The 16597-nt window shown below is 70.4% G+C and carries 19 protein-coding genes and 2 tRNA genes; 8 read left to right on the top strand and 13 right to left on the bottom strand.

The genetic code is table 11. The features are described from left to right. The first annotated feature begins 117 nt into the window (after positions 1-117). Entirely contained in the window at positions 118-1413 is a 1296-nt protein-coding gene (purD, locus tag HUG12_RS12410) for a phosphoribosylamine--glycine ligase (RefSeq protein ID WP_179269071.1), read from the top strand. Positions 1414-1437: 24 nt separating this feature from the next. On the opposite strand, the gene HUG12_RS12405 is transcribed toward purD, so the two are convergent. After that, positions 1438-2268 carry a M48 family metalloprotease gene (locus HUG12_RS12405; protein ID WP_179269070.1) on the bottom strand — a complete coding sequence of 277 codons (831 nt, stop codon included), beginning with the start codon at positions 2266-2268 and terminating at the stop codon, positions 1438-1440. Between the two features lie 347 nt (positions 2269-2615). On the opposite strand from HUG12_RS12405, the gene HUG12_RS12400 reads away from it, so the two are divergent. Continuing rightward, positions 2616-3089, top strand: a complete 474-nt coding sequence (locus tag HUG12_RS12400; RefSeq protein ID WP_246308203.1) for an acyltransferase — start codon at positions 2616-2618, stop codon at positions 3087-3089. Between the two features lie 74 nt (positions 3090-3163). Here the strand turns inward: HUG12_RS12400 and HUG12_RS12395 are convergent, their stop codons facing one another. Further along, positions 3164-3925 carry a mechanosensitive ion channel domain-containing protein gene (locus HUG12_RS12395; RefSeq protein ID WP_179270639.1) on the bottom strand — a complete coding sequence of 254 codons (762 nt, stop codon included), beginning with the start codon at positions 3923-3925 and terminating at the stop codon, positions 3164-3166. A gap of 63 nt (positions 3926-3988) precedes the next feature. Further along, positions 3989-4798, bottom strand: coding sequence for a diadenylate cyclase DacZ (gene dacZ / locus HUG12_RS12390; RefSeq protein ID WP_179269068.1), 810 nt, complete (start codon positions 4796-4798; stop codon positions 3989-3991). 188 nt (positions 4799-4986) lie between these two features. Here dacZ and HUG12_RS12385 point away from each other — a divergent pair, with 188 nt between their 5' ends. Continuing rightward, entirely contained in the window at positions 4987-5808 is an 822-nt protein-coding gene (locus HUG12_RS12385) for a DinB family protein (protein ID WP_179269067.1), read from the top strand. Between the two features lie 49 nt (positions 5809-5857). On the opposite strand, the gene HUG12_RS12380 is transcribed toward HUG12_RS12385, so the two are convergent. Continuing rightward, positions 5858-5942: transfer RNA gene (locus tag HUG12_RS12380), tRNA-Leu, on the bottom strand. Positions 5943-6024: 82 nt separating this feature from the next. Here HUG12_RS12380 and HUG12_RS12375 point away from each other — a divergent pair. Continuing rightward, positions 6025-6333, top strand: coding sequence for a transcription initiation factor IIB family protein (locus HUG12_RS12375; RefSeq protein WP_179269066.1), 309 nt, complete (start codon positions 6025-6027; stop codon positions 6331-6333). A 13-nt stretch (positions 6334-6346) separates the two neighbouring features. Here HUG12_RS12375 and HUG12_RS21890 read toward each other — a convergent pair whose 3' ends face one another. The 6 genes from HUG12_RS21890 to HUG12_RS12345 all read right to left on the bottom strand — a co-directional run bounded on the left by HUG12_RS21890 (position 6347) and on the right by HUG12_RS12345 (position 10660). Continuing rightward, the gene (locus HUG12_RS21890; protein ID WP_281362297.1) at positions 6347-6472 is read right to left on the bottom strand and encodes a hypothetical protein; all 126 of its coding nucleotides are present in this window, start codon (positions 6470-6472) and stop codon (positions 6347-6349) included. Positions 6473-6572: 100 nt separating this feature from the next. After that, a complete protein-coding gene (locus HUG12_RS12365) occupies positions 6573-7067 on the bottom strand; it encodes a phosphopantetheine adenylyltransferase (RefSeq protein WP_179269064.1) in 495 nt (164 codons plus the stop codon). A gap of 36 nt (positions 7068-7103) precedes the next feature. Further along, complete coding sequence (locus tag HUG12_RS12360; RefSeq protein WP_179269063.1) at positions 7104-7691, bottom strand: winged helix-turn-helix domain-containing protein; 588 nt, start codon at positions 7689-7691, stop codon at positions 7104-7106. Positions 7692-7745: 54 nt separating this feature from the next. After that, a complete protein-coding gene (locus HUG12_RS12355) occupies positions 7746-8849 on the bottom strand; it encodes a glutamate--cysteine ligase (RefSeq protein WP_179269062.1) in 1104 nt (367 codons plus the stop codon). A 331-nt stretch (positions 8850-9180) separates the two neighbouring features. Beyond that, positions 9181-9813, bottom strand: a complete 633-nt coding sequence (locus tag HUG12_RS12350) for a fibrillarin-like rRNA/tRNA 2'-O-methyltransferase (RefSeq protein WP_179269061.1) — start codon at positions 9811-9813, stop codon at positions 9181-9183. Next, positions 9806-10660 carry an NOP5/NOP56 family protein gene (locus tag HUG12_RS12345; protein ID WP_179269060.1) on the bottom strand — a complete coding sequence of 285 codons (855 nt, stop codon included), beginning with the start codon at positions 10658-10660 and terminating at the stop codon, positions 9806-9808. The genes HUG12_RS12350 and HUG12_RS12345 overlap by 8 nt, the downstream gene beginning before the upstream one ends. Positions 10661-10783: 123 nt before the next feature. Here HUG12_RS12345 and HUG12_RS12340 point away from each other — a divergent pair, with 123 nt between their 5' ends. Then, on the top strand, positions 10784-11962 hold the full coding sequence (locus tag HUG12_RS12340; protein WP_179269059.1) for a pyridoxal-phosphate-dependent aminotransferase family protein: 1179 nt from the start codon (positions 10784-10786) through the stop codon (positions 11960-11962). A gap of 98 nt (positions 11963-12060) precedes the next feature. On the opposite strand, the gene HUG12_RS12335 is transcribed toward HUG12_RS12340, so the two are convergent. Then, complete coding sequence (locus tag HUG12_RS12335; RefSeq protein ID WP_246308046.1) at positions 12061-13320, bottom strand: MFS transporter; 1260 nt, start codon at positions 13318-13320, stop codon at positions 12061-12063. 151 nt (positions 13321-13471) lie between these two features. On the opposite strand from HUG12_RS12335, the gene HUG12_RS12330 reads away from it, so the two are divergent. Next, on the top strand, positions 13472-13903 hold the full coding sequence (locus tag HUG12_RS12330) for a pyridoxamine 5'-phosphate oxidase family protein (RefSeq protein ID WP_179269057.1): 432 nt from the start codon (positions 13472-13474) through the stop codon (positions 13901-13903). A gap of 68 nt (positions 13904-13971) precedes the next feature. Then, a complete protein-coding gene (locus HUG12_RS12325) occupies positions 13972-14268 on the top strand; it encodes a hypothetical protein (RefSeq protein ID WP_179269056.1) in 297 nt (98 codons plus the stop codon). Between the two features lie 243 nt (positions 14269-14511). Here the strand turns inward: HUG12_RS12325 and HUG12_RS12320 are convergent. Then, positions 14512-14585 (bottom strand) — tRNA-Lys (locus HUG12_RS12320). Between the two features lie 103 nt (positions 14586-14688). On the opposite strand from HUG12_RS12320, the gene HUG12_RS12315 reads away from it, so the two are divergent. Further along, positions 14689-16158, top strand: coding sequence for a DHH family phosphoesterase (locus HUG12_RS12315; RefSeq protein ID WP_179269055.1), 1470 nt, complete (start codon positions 14689-14691; stop codon positions 16156-16158). Between the two features lie 144 nt (positions 16159-16302). On the opposite strand, the gene HUG12_RS12310 is transcribed toward HUG12_RS12315, so the two are convergent. Beyond that, on the bottom strand, positions 16303-16596 hold the full coding sequence (locus tag HUG12_RS12310; RefSeq protein WP_179269054.1) for a PRC-barrel domain-containing protein: 294 nt from the start codon (positions 16594-16596) through the stop codon (positions 16303-16305). Between the last annotated feature and the right edge of the window lies 1 nt (position 16597).

The raw sequence follows: 16597 nt of genomic DNA, 5'->3' as shown, positions 1-16597 counted from the left end.
GGCGGTCGAGCGTGACCCGAGCGTCCGCGCGAGCGGACCACGTCCACCACATCAACGTGCACACATAACGCGGGTCGGAGAGCAAGTTTTACACCCCTGTGCGTACCGACTCCGACCATGACCGAGACGGTGCTGCTCGTGGGCGGCGGCGGCAGGGAGCACGCCATCGCCCGCGCGCTGGCCGACGACTGCAACCTCTTCGCGTGCGCGAGCAACCGCAACCCCGGCATCGCCGCCCTGGCGGACGGCTTCGAGACGGCGGGCGAGCGCGACGCCGACGGCATCGTCTCGTACGCCGGGCAGGTCGGCGCCGACCTGGCGGTCGTCGGCCCGGAGTCCGCCCTCGAAGCGGGCGTGGCGGACGCGCTGGACGACGCGGGGGTCTACACGTTCGGCCCTCGGGCCGCCGAGGCGCGACTGGAGACCGACAAGGCGTTCCAGCGCCGGTTCATGCGCGGGGAGTCGATCCCAGGCTGTCCCGGCTTCGAGACGTTCGAGGACGCCGGGGCCGCGGCCGCGTACGTCGAGGAGGTCGGCGAAGCCGGGGACGACGTCGCGGTGAAACCGATCGGGCTCACCGGCGGCAAGGGCGTCCGCGTCACGGGCGACCAGGTGACCCACGGGGAGGCGGCCGAGTACGTTCGGGGGAGCGACCACGACCAGTGGGTGGTGGAGGAGCGCCTGATCGGCGAGGAGTTCACGGTGCAGGCGTTCGTGGCGAACGGCGAGTTACGCGTCACCCCCGCGGTCCAGGACCACAAGCGGGCCTACGAGGGCGACGAGGGGCCGAACACCGGCGGGATGGGGAGCTACTCCGACACCGGCCGGACGCTCCCGTTCATGACCGAGTCCGACTACGGGGACGCGGTCGCGGTGCTCGAGGCGGTCGTCGACGCCCTCCCCGACTACAAGGGCGTCCTCTACGGGCAGTTCATGCTCGGCGCGGACGGGCCGAAGGTCGTCGAGTTCAACGCCCGCTTCGGCGACCCGGAGGCGACGAACACGCTGCCCGCCCTCGAGACGCCGTTCCTCGACGTGCTGACCGCGGCGCGCGACGGCGACCCGCTCCCGGAGCTTTCGTTCTCCGGCGAGGCGACCGTCTGCAAGTACGCCGTCCCGGCCGGCTACCCGACCGACCCGGAGGCGGGCGCGCGCATCGAGGTCGACGAGGAGGCGGCGGGGGAGGCGCTCCTCTTCTACGCCAGCGTCGACGAGCGCGACGACGGCCTGTACACGACGACGTCGCGCTCGTTCGCGGTCGTCGGCCGCGGCGACTCCATCGCGGCGGCCGAGGAGGAGGCGGAGTCGGCGCTGGCGGCCGCGGGCGAGGGGTTCCACGTCAGACACGACATCGGGACCGCCGACCTGGTCCGGCGGCGGATCGACCACACGGAAGAACTGCGCGGCGAGTAAGGGAGGCCGTCGGTCGGGTCGGGGTCAGTCCATCATCGCGTCGAGTTTCGCGATCCGCTTCTCGGTCGACGGGTGCGTCGAGAACAGCGCCGCGAGGAGCCCTCGCTTCCCGCCGAAGATGCACAGCGCTGCGACCGAGTCGTCGACGTCGGCCGCCCGCTCGTGGGTCCCGACCGCCTCGATGGTCGCGAGCGCCGACGCCATCGTCGCGGGGTCGGTCGCCTCGGCGGCCTCGCGGTCGGCGACGAACTCCCGGTAGCGCGAGATCGCGAAGACGAAGGTCATCACGAGCAGCTGGGCGAGCACGGAGACGACCCACGCGACGAGGAACCCGCCCGGCACCTCGTCGGCGAGCAGGTCCACGACGAAGAAGACGGTGAGTCCGACCAGCGTCGCGACCGACTGGCCGAGCAGCAGCATCACGACGTCGCGGTTGTCGACGTGGGCCAGTTCGTGTGCGAGCACCGCCTCCACCTCGTCGGGGTCGAGCAGTTCGAGCATGAGTTCGCTGACGACGACCACGCCGGCGCCCCGCCGGCCGACGGCGAACGCGTTGGGCGTGCCCATCTCGCCGACCAGCAGTTCCGGTCGGGGGAACTCCCGGTCGGCACAGAGTCGCTCGAACCGATCGTACACCTCGGGGTACTCCTCGCGGGAGAGTTCCCTCGCATCGACACGCCAGAGGGCGAGTTTCTTCCCGAGGACGTACTGGCCGACGACGAGGAGGCCGCTTCCCGCGACGGCGACGCCCAGTCCGAACAGGGGGACGAGCACGAACTTCGCGAGCAGGACGTAGAATCCGAACAGGATCGCGCCGGAGACCAGCATCCGGGCCTGGAGTCGTCTGTCTGGCATCGCCGATACGTCCCGGATGCCGCGGAAAAACGTTCGGCCGCGGGTATCAGAACCGAAACCGCGGTCGGCGGCGGAGCCTTCGGTCGGTCCGACGGCGGCGTCGAGAGCGGCCCGACGCCGAAGCCGAGTCCGAACGGACGACGGCAGGATTCATGTCGGCGTCGCCCCGAGGGGGTACCGTGACGGACGACGGGGACGCGGCCGGCGGCGAACCGGGCGAGGACGTGACCGACGGCGCCGGCACAGGCGGGGAGGCGGTCGACGGCGAATCCGCGAGGGGTCCGCCGGGCGCCGAACCGGCCAGTGACGGCGATTCCGACGGGGACCGGCCGGACCGGTTCGGGAGGCTGGAGCGGCACGCGACGCCCGGGCCGCGCAACTCGCTGTGGCACTGGACCGAGGCGAAGTCGTACCCCCGCGTCGCGTCGAACTACGTCCTCACCTGGCTCATCAGGACGTCGGGGAGCCTTCGCCGGAAGAACTGGCTGCTCCGGCGCCTCGGCGCCACGGTCGAGGAGAACGTCTCGTGGGGGCTGGAGGCGACCCCCGACGTCTTCTGGCCCGAGCGGATCACGCTGAGGGAGAACGCCATCGTCGGCTACGACGCGACCATCCTCTGTCACGAGTTCCTGCAGGACGAGTACCGCGTCGGCGACGTCGTCGTCGGCGAACGGGCGATGATCGGCGCCGGGGCGGTGATCCTCCCCGGCGTGCACGTCGGCGCGGACGCGCAGGTCGCCGCGAACTCGCTGGTCGCCGACGACGTACCGCCCGGCGAGACGGTCGCGGGCGTGCCGGCGGAACCGGTTGTACGGGAGTAGCGGCCGGGGACGGCGACCGGAAACGGGGTCCGGACGCGAGCGACCGGGACCCTCGACGGGCGGCGTCGGTCGGGTTACTGGTCCCTGACGCGGACGATGCCGTCCGTGAGCGCCCGGCGGTTCGGGACGACGTACTCCTCGCCGTCGGTCTCGACGTGCGTGACGAACACGTCGACCTCCTGGACGATCCCCTCGGTGTCCCCGATGCGGACGCGGTCCCCGATGCCGTACGGCTGGTTCAAGAGGAGGAACAGGCCGGCCGCCCCGGAGGCGAGCAGGTCGCGGAACGCGAGCGCCGAGAACAGGACCACGGCGAGCGCGTACGTGCCCAGTAGCACGACGAGCGCGCCCGTGTCGACGTTGATCTGGCCGAGCGCGACGAGGGCGGCGATGTAGAAGACGCTGTACTTGGCGGCCAGCGGGAGGACGCTCGTCTGCGGGAGCTTCACGCCGCGGAGTCGCTCCTCGACGAACAGTTCCGCCTTGTCGCCGACGACGACGCCGACGATGAGCACGAGCGCCGCGATGAACAGCCGCGGGAGGAAGACGGCGACGCGGTTCCAGAACTCCGAGATGAAGCTCACGTCCGCGACCGTCAGCGCGACCAGCACCGAGAGGATGAAGATGAAGTAGCCGGTGAGTCGGGCGATGATGGTGACCGTCGTGGTGCCGAACTCCCTCGCGGTCCGCTCGAAGGCGGTGCCCTCGATCGCCTCCGGGACGCCGGCGCCCTGGAGGATCCGCCGGTTCACGGCGATGACGAGGTAGCTGAGCACTGCGCCCAGCGCGAGAACCCCGACCGCGAGCCAGACGCGCGCCGGGACCGCGTCGATCATCCGATCGGTCCCGTCCGGCGGCACTTGCGCGAGTACCCGCGGGGCGTCGGCGACCGACATGGCTCAGTACTCCTCCGGGTCCAGTTCGAGGAGCAGTTTCCCGCCCTTGAACGCCCGGACCAGCCCGTCGGACTCCGAGAGCACGATGGCGATGCTGTTGGTGTCCCGGGTGATGGCGCCCGCCGCCATGTGCCGGGCGCCGAGTCCCTTCGGGATGTCGACGCCCTCGGCGGCGGGTTCGAGGTAGCGGTACGCCGAGACGATCTTGCCCGAGTCGCTGATGACGAACGCGCCGTCGAGCCGCGAGAACTCCTTCAACATCACGTTCACGATGGGGTCGCCGACGTGGACGTGGGACTTCTCGAACGGGTTGTACGAGAGCGGGCGGGACTTGTTCATCACCTTCCCCGCGTCGCCGACGACGAACAGCGCGCCGACCGGCTTGCCCTTCTGGCCCTTCTTCCCGAGTTCGATGGCGACGTCGAACACGTCGCGGATGACGTTCGGGTCCGCCCGCGAGTTGGCGAACAGGTCGTAGATGCCCGAGTGCATCGACGCGGAGACGGTCGTCCGGATGACGGCGTCGATGGCCTCGTCCAGGACGCCCACCGCGCAGGCGACCGTGTCGCCGTCCTCGACGTAGTCCTTGTCCATCGCGCCCTCGACGCCGAACCGGATCCGGTCGCGGACGTTCTCGAACGAGAGCGGCAACTCGACGTACCGCTCGGCGTCGTGTTCGTTTCCGGCGGCGACCACGACGACCGGCTCGTCGGCCTCGAGGAACCGGTCGTACATGGAACCGGTCGGCGAGAAGAGGAAGGTTTCGTCGACGTCCGCCACCAGGTCGGACAGCAGGTCGGCGGGAGGAGACATTTCGTTATAGGTACAAGGGACACGTCAAAGTCCTTGCGACCCCGTCATGCGCCCGGCTTGCAGGGTGCGGACGGGGGGAGACACGTCTCGGACTGGTACGACGCGTAGAGCGGTCGATGAGCGATCGGGAGTTGGGCACGTGACACGGTATCTTTACCCCCGGAACGCGTGTTAACGGGTCGTGAGACATGTCCACACCAGACACGCACCTCTACTGGGCGACTGGCTGTACGAGTTGTCTTCGAGTCAAGGAGTTCCTGGAACGCAACGGGGTCGAGTTCGTCTCGCACAACGTAGTGGGATCGAACGACGCGGCGGATGAGCCGGCGGACCCGTCGCCGATAGGGGTCAGGGGTGCGGATCCGGAGATCATCGGGGAGATGGCCGAGCACGGGCTCCCCGAGCACGTCCCGGTCGTCAGGGTCGGCGACGACTGGGCGGACGGAAAGGACGTCCCGAAGGTCGCGGACCTCGTCGGAATCGACCACGAAGCCGAACCGTTGCCGGTCGAGGAACTGTCCGACCGGCTCGACGTCATGCTCTCGACGACGCTTCGGTACCTCGAACGCGTACCGGAAGCGGAGCTACACACCGACATCCCGAACAGGCCGCGGAGTTACGGTGAACTCGTCCGGCACGTCTTCAGCCTCCCGGACGTGTTCGTCATGCACGAGGCCGGCGTCCCGATGGATGGCGTCCCCCGGATGGAACACGACTGGGACCCCCACTCGACGGTCGCGCTCTCGACGTACGGGCGGTCCGTCCGGAGTCGATTCCGGGACTGGTTCGAGGGGCCAGGACGAACGGCGGAGTGGTCGGAAACCGCCGACGTCTTCTGGGGACAGCCGACGAAACACGAGTTCTTCGAGCGGACGACGTGGCACACGGGCCAACACGTGCGACAGTTCGAGTGGATACTCGAGAACGAACTGGACGTGGACGTCGCCGACCCGATCGATCCGGCGCTGTGGGAGGGGCTCCCGATGCCCCGGAAGGTGTGGAACGAGTAGGGAGGACCCGTGAGCGGGCCACGGGCCGACGTCCTCGTTCCATCTGAAGTGCGCGGGACCGGATTCGAACCGGCGGACCCCTATGGGACAGCGTCCTAAGCGCTGCGCCGTTGGCCTGGCTTGGCTACCCGCGCTCGCCATCACGTACCGCCAATCGCCGTAAGAACCTGTCGGAGGCGCCGAGCCGTTAAGTAGGGGCGCGACCAACCGCCGGGAGTGTACCGGGCGAGCGACGAGGTGGAGAACGAGGAGTGGCTGCGGGACCTCAGGCGGGCGGCCGAGTCGCTCGACCTGTCGGGCGAGGCGCGGTCGAACGCGACGGACCTGTTCCTCTCGCACGTCCCCGAGGCCGACCGGTCGAAGCCCGCGATGGCGGCGGCGGCGCTGTACGCCGGGGCGCTCGTCGCCGGCGACGAGCGATCACAGACCAGCGTCGCCGACGCGATGGGCGTGACCCGGCTCTCGGTCCAGCAGCACTGGAAGCCCATCCTCGAGGACGCGGGGTTCACGCCCCCGACGTGGTGAACGGGGTCGGGTTTCACCCGCGGAGGACCAGCCACGCGACGCCCACCAGGCCGACGACGGCGGCGAGCTGACCGACGACGAGGAACGCCCCGCCGACGTACGCGAGCAGGCTGTCCGGGTCGGTTCCGGACAGCCTCACGAGCAGATATCCGACCAGTCCGAGTCCGGCACCGCCGAGGAGCAATCCCGCCGCACGCGGCCGACTCGCGATCCGTCCGACGGGGGCGTCGGAGGCCACGCTACTCCGGACGGGCGGTGCCGCGCCCCTCGCGCTCGGGCGTCAGGTTCCCGTGTTCGTCGATCTCGCCCCTCACGATGCGGGTCGAGGAGATGCGGTCGCCGTCCTCGGCGGCGAGGTGTTCGACGACCTCGATCCGGAGCGGGTCGTGGCCCCGCTCGGTCCGGATGTCGTTGATGCGCTCGCCGCCGTCCCTGGTCTCGGGCGAGACGACGAGGGCGTCGAACTCGGGTTCGGTCGCGATGCCGGTCGGCTCCGTGAGTTCGCGGACCTCGAACCGGCGGCCGTACTGCTCGGCGAGCGGTTCGAGTTCCGCCTCGAGGTCGCGCTTCCGTTCGTCGAACGGTCGAACCCAGCGGTCCTCGTGGCGGGTCCTCGGCGCCAGTTCGTCGGAGGTGAGCCCGACCGTCACGTCCCCCAGTTCGAACGCGCGCTCGAACAGCACGCGGTGTCCGTCGTGGATCGGGTCGAATGTCCCGCCCAGCGCGACGTTCATACGCTCGGGTCGCCCCCGCGGACCATAAATGGGGCGCTACGCGCCGTTCGGGCTCTCGTCGTCGGATCCGTCACCGCGGGCGTCGACGGCCGCGTCGACGGATTCCTCCCCTGCGTCGTCGTCGGTCTCGACCGAGACGGTCACCGGCTCGGTCTCGTCGCTGGCGTCCGTGCCGAGGCGCCGGTCGAGGTTGAACACCGTGTTCAGCTCCGACTGGACCTGCTCGACGACGCCCTCCACGAGCTTCGACGGCGCGATCGCCTCGTACTCGTACGGGTTGTTTCCGGCGCCCGACGCCTCCCGCTTCCGTCGCGACACGGTGCCGTCCTCGTGGAGTTCGGCGAGCGCCTCCCGGACCGTACTCGGGTAGAGCCCGGTTCCGTCGGCCACCTCGTCGCTCGTCGCGTTCGGGTGCTGCCGGAGGAACACGTAGATCCTCGCGCGGGTCTCCGTGTCGAGGAGCCACGACAGGAGATCGACCGCACGCTTGTCGAAGCTCTCGGCGACGTCGCCCGCGCCCTCTTCGAGTCGTTCCCTGGCGCCACGGGGCTCGTCCCCTCCGCCGTCGTCCGGTTCGCCGGTCTGCCCCTGGTCCCGGTCCCCCGAGTCGTCGTCGGTAGCCATCTCTAGGTGACCGGTCGGAACTCCGACCGCAAAAACTCGTCGCCCGCCCGACGACTAAACCAGCAGCGACCGGCAGAGCTCGTCGAGTCCCCCGGTCTCGTGGATCCGACGCTGGCGTTCCGCGCCGGACTCGCGGTCCAGAAGGTCCCGAACCCCGTCGACGCCCAACCTGTCGCACTCCCGATCGATCGCCCCCGCGAGGTCGATCACGGACTCGCCGTCCCTGTCGACGAACGACGCGTCGTGCCCGCGGCGGATCGCCCGCCACTTGTTCTCGTCGAGCAGTTCCCGACGGAGGCCGCCGTCCCCGACGTCGCTCCCCGCGTCGCTCGGGGTTCGTTCGTCCTCGTATCGTTCCGCGAGGTCGATCACGAGCGCGTGGACGAACTCCACGAACGCGCACACGACGTCGGGGTCGGCCTGACCGTCCGGGGCCCTGACCTCGACGGTCCCGTGCTCGGTGTGGGGTCGAACGTCGTACCACAGTTCCCCGCGGTCCTCGATGGAGCCGTGCTCGACCATCCGTCGTTCGAACGCCTCGAACGTCTCGAAGTCGGCGAACCTGGTGGGGGTGCCCGTGTTCGGCAGCGCTTCGAATATCTTCGCACGCGCGGACGCGAGCCCCGTGTCGAAGCCGTTCCAGAACGGCGAGTTCGCCGACAGTGCGAGCAGCGGCGAGAGGTACCACCGGAGTTCGTTCGCGACCCACACGGCCTCGTCCGCGTCGTCGACGCCGACGTGGACGTGCAGGCCCGCGGTCGTGTTGCGATGTTGAGGGTACTGGATCCGGTCGAGCTGGGACCGGTAGCGGGGCTTCTCCGCGTGGTCGAGTTCGCGCCACCTCGCGGCCGGGTGGAGCCCCGCGGCGGCGATGCCGTAGCCGTGGTCGGTCGCGTGCTCGACGAGCGCGTCGCGGACCGCCGTGACGTGGTCGTCGACGGCCGTCGGGTCCTCGACGAGCGGGGTCTGGGTCTCGATCGTGAACTTGAACAGTTCGTGGTCGAGGCGCCCGGCGAGCGGTTCGGGCGGGTCCGCGTCGCCGTACACGAGTTCGTCGATGCCCGAGACGGGGCGCGCCGCGTCGTCGACGATGTAGAACTCCTCCTCGACCCCGAGGGTACCCAGCCGCGTGAACGACTCCCGCGAACCAGTCTCCATCGGCCCGGGGTTCGGCTCGGGGTGGTATATATCTCGGGATACCGGTTCCCGTCGTGCGCTTCGCGTGCACGTCCGACGCGTTCGAACGCCGAGCGATGCCGACCGCATCGGGAGTCGCGGGCCTCGGCCGAACGTTCAAATACGAAACCGGGACCAGAGCGCACGGACGGAGAGGGTTCCGGGATCGACGGCGGGCAGGACGGAACCCGTAGTCCGTGTAGCCGAGAGGCCGAGCAACGAACCGGTCGACCACGGACGGTCGGCGCTCGACCGGCGACGCGATCGGCGACTCGCTACGCCGAGACGTGAGAAACGGTGCGTTCGAGTCGAGTTACCGCGGTCGGGCCACGATGCCGAGGTGGTCCTCGTGGAAGCGGTCCAGCCGCGTCTCCGCCAGGACCTCGTATCGGTCGGACAGGTCGGCGCGAACCTCCTCGAACACGGCCTCCGGGCGGGCGGCGACGTCCTCCGACCGGGCTTTCACCGCGAGCAGCAACCGGCCGTCGTCGGCGAGGAACCGCGCGTTCCGGTTCGCCACGGTCGCCTGGCCGCGCGTCGCGACGTCCTGCACGAGGACGTCCAGGCCGGACTCGACGACGTGGGAGTACGTGTCCGGCTTTCGCGCGTCCTTCAGCAGCGGGAAGAGGTTCGGGCGGGGGTCGGCCGCCTCGAGCAGGTCCCTGACCGGCCGCGCGGAGAACTCCACCGCGTAGGTCGGGCCGGCGAAGTCCGCGACGTGGCTTACGGTCGTCCCGTTCGCGGCGCCGAGATACAGCACCGACTCGCCGCCCGCCAGGCCCGTCTCCATCCCGAGTTCGAGCATCGCGCCGAGCTTCGACCGCGAGGCGTCCCAGACCCGCCAGTCGCCGTCGGTCGGCTCGCCGTACACGGGCGGGCCGCGCGTACAGACCCGCTCGCGACCGTCGATCTCGCGCCGACTCACGCCGTCCGGCAGGTCACGCATCGGGACCACCCTCGTCTCCCGCCGCCCGCTCGCGGATGGCACGCATCCGCTCGTCGAGGTCCGCCTCGAGGTCCGGCCGGTAGTCGCCGGAGTAGTGGTCGATGCGGGCGGCGATCGTCAGCTTCCCGGCCAGCGCGCGGGCCGCGGAGCCCCGGTCCTCCGGCCGCGTCCCCCGGACGTACTCGTGGGTGTAGATGACCCCGTGTTTCGGCGACGGGGCGTGTCCGCGCAGGTGCGCGAACAGCGCGTCCTCCGCGCCGAGCACCTGAAGCGTCCCCGAGGGCTTCTTCGCGAGCGGCTCCAGCCCGCCGGCGAGCGAGACGAGTCGCGCGGCGAGCACCGGCCCCGCGAGCGCGGACAGGTTCGGCGCGGCGACCGGCGCCCGCCCCTCGATGAACGACTCCAGGTCGCGGGCCTCCTCCGCCAGGTCGACGACGCGTCGGGCGAGCGAGACGACGCGATCCTCGGCCGGACCGGCAGGCGATCGACCCGCCACCTCGCGGGCGTACTCGACGCCCGACCCCGACTCGTCGAAGAGGCTCCCGCCCCACTCGGCCAGGCGTTCGGCGAGTTCGTTCGCCGTCCGGTCGGCGTCGTCCATCGCGCGGACGGCGTGGAGCAACTGGCGGTCGTCCGCACGTTCGCGTTCCCGGACGGCCTCGCGGGCCGCGGCGGTGGTCGCGTCCTTCAGCCGCCGGTAGTAGTCGTCCCGGTCGCCCGCCGCGCCCGACTCGACGGCGATCCGTGGCCAGTCCGCCGGAGCCGTCGCCGATCCGTCGCGGATCGCGGCGACCGGGTCCTCGCCGACGAACCACGCCGACCCCGGCCCGACGTCTTCCTCGGTCATGTCCACGTCTTCCCGGGGGGTGCGGGTAAGCGTTCCCCGTTCACCGCGCCCATCCTGGGAAGGCCGCCGGCCGGACCGACCGGAAGCGCGATACTTTTGCCCGGGCCCCCGCTGGTCACGCACATGAACCGACCTGACGTCGGCGAACTGCGGCCGCCGGTCCGGACGCTGATGGGTCCGGGGCCGAGTGACGTGCACCCGCGAGTGCTCCGCGCGATGGCGACGCCGCTCGTCGGCCACCTCGACCCCGCGTTCGTCGAGATGATGGACGAGACCCAGGAACTGTTGCGCTACGCGTTCCGGACCGACAACCAGTGGACGATCCCCGTCTCGGGGACGGGGTCGGCCTCCATGGAGGCGGCCATCGGCAACCTCGTCGAACCCGGCGAGACGATGCTCGTCCCCACGAACGGCTACTTCGGCGGCCGAATGGCCGAGATGGCCCGCCGTGCGGGCGGCGAGGTCGTCGAGGTCGACGCCCCCTGGGGCGAGCCGCTCGACCCCGCGGCCGTCCAGGAGGCGTTCGACGAGCACCAGCCCGACGTGTTCGGCTTCGTCCACGCGGAGACCTCCACCGGCGTGCGCCAGCCGAGCGTCCCCGAACTCACCTCGATCGCCCACGACCACGACGCGTACGTGGTCGCCGACTGCGTCACCTCCCTGGGCGGCGTCGAACTCGAGGTGGACGAGTGGGACGTCGACGTCGCCTACTCGGGTCCCCAGAAGTGTCTCTCCTGCCCGCCGGGCGCTTCGCCGCTCACCCTGAACGACCGCGCGATGGACAAGGTTCTCTCCCGGGAGGAGCCGGCCCGTTCGTGGTACCTCGACCTCTCGCTGCTCGAGGGGTACTGGGGCGACGAGCGCGCGTACCACCACACTGCACCCATCACGAACGTGTACGCGCTGCGGGAGGCGCTCCGCCTGGTCGCCGAGGAGGGCATCGAGGAACGCTGGGAGCGCCACCGCCGGGTGGCGGGCGCGCTCAAGGCGGGCGTCGAGGCGATGGGCCTCGAGATGAACGCCGCCGACGAGTACTGGCTCCCGAGCCTCAACGCCGTCCGCGTGCCGGCGGGCGCGGCCGCCGGCGCGGTCATCGACGACCTGCTGGCGAGCTACGACCTGGAGATCGCGGGCGGGCTGGGCGACCTCGCTGGCGAAATCTTCCGCATCGGCTGCATGGGCCACTCCGCACGGCCCGACAACGTCTCCTTCCTCGTGAGCGCGCTCGGGGAGACGCTCGCCGACCACGGCGCGGACGTCGACGTGGGCGCGGGTACGGAGACGGTCGCGAGCGAACTGTAACTGGAGGACGCGGGCGGGACTCGGCGGCTGTCGGCCGACCGATTTTCCGCGGCCGTCGTCCGGCGGCGTGCTCGTCGGTTCCCCCCCGGCGGCGACGACTACCACTCGCGGAGCGCGCTCGCGCCGTGAGCGCGTCCGAGGAGTCCGAGAAACGTGAGCGCCCCGAGCAGGGCGAACGCGCCGCCGACGTGGAACACCGACCCCATGCCGACCTCGGCCATCAGCCACCCGCCGGCGACCGGCGCGAGCACCGACCCCGGGCGCCACACGAGTTCGCGGATGCCGAAACTCGACGCGACGCCGTCGCCGTCACTCCCCTCGTCGGCGAACAGCGCCATGCTCGCCGGTTCGCGGAAACTGTCGGCGACGCCGAGCGCGAGGTTGAGCGCGACGAGCGGGAGGAACGCGGCCGAGACGGCGCCGACGACGGGGTACGACTCCGGGAGACCCAGCGCCGCGCCGACCGCCGGCGTGAGCGGGACGACGACGGCGACGACCCCGTAGGCACCCCCGCCGGCGAAGACGAACAGCGCGCGCCCCGCCGAGTCCGAGAGTCGGCCGGTGAACGGCTGGAGGAGCATGTTCGTGAACTTCTCCGAGACGGTGATGACGGAGACGGCGAACGCCGGGTAGCCGAGTCCGCCCTGTGCGGCGGCGTAGCCCGCGAACACGGGGACCCAGTTACGCACGAGCGTGACCGCGACCGCGTACTGCGCGCGGAAGGAGGTGAGCGTGAGGATGCGCCGGTTCACCGCAAGGTCGGAGAACGGGAAGCCGGGGACCCTGGTCTCGTCGGCCGAGAGCAGCAGCGCGGTCGCGCCGAAGGTGACCACGTACAGGCCGGTGATGACCAGGAACACCTCCCGCGACCCGCCGAAGTAGTCGTAGAGAAAGCCCGCGGAGAGGCCGCCCAGGATGGACGCGGCGAACGATGCTGCGTTCGCCTTCCCGATGTAGTTCGCACGGGTGCCCGCGGTCGCGAGTTCCCCGACCAGCGCGAGCGTCATGAGGCCCATCCCGGTGAAGACGGCGCCCTGGAACGCTCGAACCGCCAGCAGTTCCGTCCCGGTTGAGACGAACCCGAAGGCGGCGTACGTCGCGATTCCGACGACGAGGGTGCCGAGCAGGACGAGGCGCTTGTCGTACCGGTCGCCCGCCCACGCTACCGGGACGACCGTGACGGTCTGCGCGAGCGTGTACACCGTGTACAGCAGGCCCAGTCCGATCCCTGCGAGCCCCAGTTCCGTCGCCAGTTTCGGGATGAGGACGACGAGCGTGATGGAGCCGAACCCGCCTGCGAACCGCGAGAGGTAGAGCGTCCAGAACTGGAGTCGTGACGGCGGCCCCTCGCGTGACACGGTGGCGCTCCGGGGACCACCGTCAAATGCCCGTCGAAACCGCCGGACCGAAGCGGCAAGGGTCGCCTCGAATCCCCGCCGGTCGTGACCCGTCCGCGTGGGCGCCGACGCCGCCGGCGACGTTTTCCCCGCCGGGAACGACCGTCCGGACATGGTCGTCCCCGACCGCGTGACCGACCGCATCGCCGACGCCCCGCTCTCGGCTCACGTCGCGACGAGCGTCGAGGACCGCCCGCACGTCGCCCCGGTCTGGTACGCCTACGAGGACGGGTCGCTGTGGATCACCACCGGCGGGAAGAAACTCCGGAACGTGCGGCGGAACCCCCGCGTCGCCGTCTCCATCGAGAGCGCGGACCGCGCCGGCAACGTCGACTGGAACGCGACGCTGCTCGCCACCGCGCGGGTCGTCGATGACGCCGAACGGGAGGAGGAGGTGCTCGACGCGATCGACCGGAAGTACCGCGGCGATACCGACGATCGGGACGATGCCGGCGACGGGGACGCCGAAGCCGACGGCGGCGAGGAGTCCGCGGGCGCGCTCGTGGAGCTCCGGATCGCCAGCGCGACGCTCGCAGAGTACTGAGGACCCGTCGCTGAAACGGCCGTTTCAGTCATCTGAGGATATTTGTCGCCCGGCGTCTAGGAGCCCACATGGGCGAAGCGACGACCATCAGGCTGACCGACCGACGCCAGTCGGTGTACGACGCCCTCCAGGAGGCGACCGGCGAGCGCTCCTGGTCGGGGGCGATCGACGTCGCCGCCGAGTACTACTGCTTCATGGCGGGGGACAACCGCCTCCAGCCCGCGAGCGGGCGCGTCGCGCGGCTCGTGCGCCGCGCGCGGGAGGAGGGGAGCCTCACGGCCGAACAGATCGCCGACATACTGGACTGCGAGGAGTTACCGGTCTCCTACGAGGTGTCGGTGACGTGCGGACGCGGGGATGAGTGAGTTCGGCGGCCCCTACCGGCCGCCGTTCGATCGGTAGGCCGACGCGGCGAACGGTCCCCGCGGCGGCCGGTCGACGCGCTCGCTTGCCACGCGGAGTTCGACGTCGCTTCTCGGGACGCGCCGTGCTCGTCGTGGCGGTTTCACGCGAGAAGCGGGCCGGGAGGGATTCGAACCACGGTCGCTTCACTCCCTGCTTCAAACCCCTCTAGGGCGTTTTCACTGCTCACTTCGTTCGCGGGAAAACGGGCCGGGAGGGATTTGAACCCCCGACCGACGGATTAAGAGTCCGTCGCTCTCCCTAACTGAGCTACCGGCCCCGACACCAGTACGTTCCGCCGTCCGTGTAAAATGCCTTCCGCTTCCCGGCGCGTGAACGAACATCACCGCTTAAGTTCCGTCACCACCGACGGCGAAACACCAATGAGTACCGGGGTCACGATCTCCTCGATGTCCACCTACGCCATCCTCGGGTGTGGGAGCGTCGGGCACGCCGTCGCCGACGATCTCACCGAGGAGGGCAAGGACGTGCTCATCCTCGACAAGGACGAGTCCCGCGTCGAGGCGCTGCGCGACCAGGACCTCAACGCGCGGGCACAGGACATCGCGGATCCGGACGTCGCGGAGGTCGTCGCGGACCGGGACGTGATCCTCATCCTCTCCTCGGACGTGGACGCGAACAAGGCGGCCGTCCGGGCGATCCGCGAGCGCGACGGCGAGCAGTACGTCGTCGTCCGCGCCTCCGACCCCGTGAGCCAGGACGAGCTGACGGAACTGGGCGCCGACGTGGTGATCAACCCGTCGACGGTCATCGCCGACTCCGCGCTCCGCGCGCTCGAGTCCGGCGAGCTGGAGTACAAGGCCCGACAGCTCGCGGACATCCTCGAGTCGACGGACGGCACGCTCGCCATCCTCGCACACGACAACCCCGACCCGGACTCCATCGCCGCCGCGGTGGCGCTCGGGGCCATCGCGGCCGAGTACGATGTCGAGTCCGACATCATCTACGACGGGGAGATCGGCCACCAGGAGAACCGCGCGTTCGTCAACACGCTCGGCATCGACCTCCACGCGCGTGCGGACGCGAGGCCGCTCGCGGAGTACGGCGCGCTCGCGCTCGTCGACTACTCGGAGGCGGGCGAGCTCGACGTCGGGGCCGACGTGGACGTCTACATCGACCGCGACGAGCCCGACGAGGAGTTCGAGGCCTCGTTCACCGACATCCGGCGGAACGTCTCCGCGACCTCCACCATCCTCACGAAGTACATCCAGGAGTTCGACCTCTCGCCGGACGCGACGGTCGCGACCGCGCTGCTGTACGGCATCCGCGCGGAGACGGTCGACTTCAAGCGCGACACGACGCCCGCGGACCTCACCGCGGCCGCGTACCTCCACCCGTTCGCGGACCACGACATGCTCGAGGAGGTCGAGTCCCCCTCGATGTCGCCCGAGACGCTGGACGTGCTTGCGGAGGCCATCCAGAACCGCGAGGTGCAGGGGAGCCACCTCGTCTCGAACGCCGGGTTCATCCGCGACCGCGAGGCGCTCGCGCAGGCGGCCTCACAGCTCCTCGACCTCGAGGGGATCACCACCTCGGCGGTGTTCGGCATCGACGACGACACGATCTACCTGTCGGCCCGCTCGAAGGACATCCGCATCAACATCGGCAACGTGCTCCAGGACGCCTTCTCCGACATCGGCGAGGCGGCCGGCCACTCGACGCAGGGCAACGCCGAGATACCGCTCGGGCTGTTCACCGGCATCGAGGCGAGCGAGTCGAACCGCGACACGCTGCTCACGCTCTCGGAGGAGGCGGTTCGGCGGAAACTGTTCGACGCGATGGGCGTCGAGAGCTCCGGGGGCGGCGGCTCCGAGTCCTCGAACGGGTCGTAGTTCACGCCGGGTCGCAGGTCCGCCCCGTCGATCCGCCTCGTGTCGCCGACCCGCACCCGACCGTCGACTCGTCTCCGGCCGCCGGGCCGTTCGCCGGTCCGACGCGGGTCGCGCCGACCGGGTCCGTTCCAACCCCCGTTTGGTCTACGCGATCGCTTCTTCCTGTTCGTCGTCCTTCAGCCGCTCGACGACGTCGTTGACGAGGATGACGTCGCCGACCGCGCGCACCCAGCGGTAGGGGACCATCACGCCCTTCCCGGGCTCGATCCGGCCGGAGAACAGTTCGCCGTTCAGTTCCGTGAGCGCCAGTCCGGTCACCGTCTCCGCGTCCAGGGCGAGGCGGACGTCCTCCACCTCGCCGACGAAGACCCCGTTGTTGGAGTACACCTCGCGACCGACGAGCGTCGTGATCTCCTGTGGGGAGCCGTCTGCGTCCATG

Source organism: Halorarum salinum (genome assembly GCF_013402875.1).
Taxonomy (GTDB): domain Archaea; phylum Halobacteriota; class Halobacteria; order Halobacteriales; family Haloferacaceae; genus Halorarum; species Halorarum salinum.
Note: the sequence above shows the minus strand (reverse complement) of the source record. Positions and strands in the feature narration are given on the sequence as shown.